The organism is Micromonospora sp. BL1 (assembly GCF_003667485.1).
GTDB classification, from domain to species: Bacteria; Actinomycetota; Actinomycetes; order Mycobacteriales; family Micromonosporaceae; genus Micromonospora; species Micromonospora tulbaghiae.
The window spans coordinates 1-3,013 of the sequence record NZ_RCVK01000240.1; the positions used below are offsets into that span (position 1 = coordinate 1).

The following is a 3,013-nucleotide window of genomic DNA, read 5'->3' on the forward strand; positions in this document are numbered from 1 at the left end:
CGGTGGGGGACGGTGGTGGTGGGGAACGGTTACGCGGTGACCCGGAACGTGGCGTCCTGGCGGTCGATCGCGGGGGAGCCGGCGCCGAGCGGGTCGATGCGCAGCCGGTAGTCGTAGTGCCGCAGGTAGTTGCCGGGATAGTTGACCGACTCGAACGAGACGCCGGCGGAGTCGGCCAGGCCGGGGACCATGCGCCACATCTGGTCCTGGTAGGGGTCGAACGGGTACGCGTCGACGCGGGCGATCCGGTCGGCGTGCCGGACGTAGCGGTCGGGGAGGTTCGACGACTTGAGCCGGACCCAGTTCGGCGTGCCCCAACGGTTGACCATGCCGGCGTACTCGGCGTCGCTGATGCCGATCATCGAGCCGTGCTTGGAGTTCAGCGGCGGGGTGTAGTCGCGCTGGTTCAGCGGCGTCCACGAGTTGCCCGAGATGGTGGTCGTGGACCAGGCGTAGTAGTCGTTGTTGACCGGGCTGAACGAGTCGCCCCACAGCCGCCAGCCGCCCTCGTTGGTGCGCAGCAGCAGCGGTGCCTCGATCGCGTTTCCCTGCCGCAGGCCGCTGGTGTACGTGGTGAAGCTGTTCGGCGCGCCGGTGGCGGACCGGGCGCCGTACAGGTAGCCGTCGTCGAGGTTCTTGTAGTAGAGGTACGTGGTGCCGCCGTCGACGACCACGTCGCCGTCGAGCACGCCGAAGCCCGGGCTGAAGTAGACCTGCGGGGCGCTGACGGTGCGGAAGTCGCTCGTGTAGTTGACGAACAGCACGTCCCGGCCGTTGTTGGCGGAGTAGACGATCGCGTACTGGCCGCGGGCGGCGTCCCAGAACGCCGTCGGCGCCCACGTGTGGGTGTCGAGCGTGTGCATCCGGACGCGCCGGTAGCCGGTGAACGCGGTGAGGTCGGTGGAGTCCCACACGTGCAGGTACTGGCTGGTCAGCCCCCAGTTGGTGCCCTTGAGGTCGGTGGCCAGCACCACGAACGTCCCGTCGGTCCTGCGCAGCACGAACGGGTCGCGCAGGCCGAGCTGCCCGGCGGTCGGGGTGACCACGGGATTGTTCTGGTTCAGCGGGGTCCAGTTCAGGCCGTCCCGGCTGACGGCCAGGTGCAGGCCGTAGTCGGCGCCGACGCCGTTCGGCGTCTCGGTGAAGTACGCCATCGCGTAGGCGGTGTTCGGCGCGGCGAGTGCGCCGCGGGGCAGGCTGAGCGCGCCGGATGCGGCGGCGGCGGCGGACAGGGCGCCGACTGTGAACGCGCGTCGGGTCAGGGGCACGAGGGGGCCTTTCTCTGCGGGGGAGATGTCGGCCGAGTTAACGCTAACAACGCCCTCTAGCCTGGCGTTTACATAGCTGACTGTCAATCGATTCGCAGCGTTAACCCGGCCGGCCCGTCCGCCGGAGGGTGGCGGTCTCCACGACCACGATGGCGATCAGCAGCGCGGCCATCAGCGCGGAGCCGGCCAGCAGCGGCAGCCGGTGGGCCAGCAGTCCCAGCGCCACCAGCGCCACCAGCCCGGCCGGCCGGTGCCAGGACACCCGGTGATGGACGGCCGCCGCGAGCAGGATCCAGCCGATCAGGAACAGCGCCGGGCCGCTGAGCGTCACCAGGAAAGCGGCCGGGTCGCGGGACAGCGGCTCGGCGATCATCACCTTCGCGCCGACGGCGGCGGCCACCACGCCCGCCACCATCACCAGGTGCAGGTAGCCGGCCAGCAGGCCCAGCCGGCTCCCGGCCGGCCCCAGCGCTTCGATCGCCGTACCGAGCCGCATGCCGCCCGGCACCAGGTAGAGCGCGCCGATGCTGACCGCGTTGACGAACACCAGCGCGAACGCCAGCGTCCGGTAGCTGTCGAAGCCGGTGGCGCTGTAGACGATGCCGGCGGACAGGATCAGCTCACCCAGCGCGATGATGTAGATCTGCTGGTAGCGCTCGGCCAGGTGCTCGCCGACGATCTGGAGGTCGCTCCACGTGGCGCGGCCCAGCCCGGGCGTCGGCCAGCGCAGCCGGGCCAGCACCAGATCCAGCACGACCGCCGCGGTCCAGAGCGCCACCTGCGCCGGACCGGCGAGCGCGCCGGCCACCCAGAGCACCCCGGAGACCGCGAACCAGATCGCCACCCGCAGGCTCCGCAGCCGCAGCGGATGCCCGCGCAGCGCCGGCAGCAGGAGGGCGGGCCGGCCGAGGTGGATCGCCACGTACGCGCCGGCGAACACGAGCGCGTGCCCGGTGTACGCGGTGGGTGCCGAGGCCGCCATCAGCAGGCCGCCGAACATCACCCAGATCAGCAGCGCGACGATCACCGGGGAGCGCGGGTCGAACCAGTCCGTCGACCACGCGGTCACGAACCACACCCACCAGATCGGTGCCAGCAGCAGGGCGGTCCGGAACGCCCCGCCGAGGCTGAGGTCGTGCTCCAGCGTCAGGGACAGCCGGTTCAGCGCGAGAAGGAACGCCAGGTCGAAGAAGAGCTCCAGGAACGACGCCCGGCGGGAGGCCTCACGTGGCCGCAGCAGATGTCCTCGCAGCCCACTCGCCATCCGGTCCCCTCGGTACGCGCCGTCGCCGACACCAGTCGTACCAGCCGGTGCGGCGCTCGCGCGGGCGAACGCGGCAGGGCGGGCCGATCGTCGTCACGGCCCGCCCGCGGCGGTCAGCGGTTGCGGTAGTGGTTCATCGCCAGGGTCACCCCGCACGCCAGCGCCAGCGCGCCGAAGGCGGAACCGGCCCACGGGTTGTCCAGGACGGCCGACAGCGTCACGTTGGCGGCCACGCTCACGATCAGCACCAGCCAGAGCAGCGGGCGCATCCGGGTGACCGGCGTCGGGGCTGCGGCGGTCTCGGCGGTACGGTCCAGGTCGTTCACGGCTGCCTCCTCGGGTGATCTCTTCTGCCACCACGCTAGGCGCGCGGCCGGCCGGGAACGATCCCGCCAGCACGACGGCCGGGGTACAGCAGGCTGTACTTTCCGCGTCCGGCAGTGACGGGCCTGTCGCTTATACACATCTCCGAGCCCACGAG

Annotated in this window: 3 protein-coding genes; all 3 read right to left on the reverse strand. The window is 71.3% G+C overall.

From position 1 onward, the window contains the following. Positions 1-29: 29 nt before the first annotated feature. The 3 genes from EAD96_RS15810 to EAD96_RS15820 all read right to left on the reverse strand — a co-directional run bounded on the left by EAD96_RS15810 (position 30) and on the right by EAD96_RS15820 (position 2,858). Entirely contained in the window at positions 30-1,268 is a 1,239-nt protein-coding gene (locus tag EAD96_RS15810; RefSeq protein WP_121684833.1) for an AbfB domain-containing protein, read from the reverse strand. 100 nt (positions 1,269-1,368) lie between these two features. Next, positions 1,369-2,532, reverse strand: coding sequence for a low temperature requirement protein A (locus EAD96_RS15815; protein WP_121684834.1), 1,164 nt, complete (start codon positions 2,530-2,532; stop codon positions 1,369-1,371). Positions 2,533-2,645: 113 nt separating this feature from the next. Then, complete coding sequence (locus tag EAD96_RS15820) at positions 2,646-2,858, reverse strand: hypothetical protein (RefSeq protein WP_120570380.1); 213 nt, start codon at positions 2,856-2,858, stop codon at positions 2,646-2,648. Positions 2,859-3,013 lie beyond the last annotated feature (155 nt).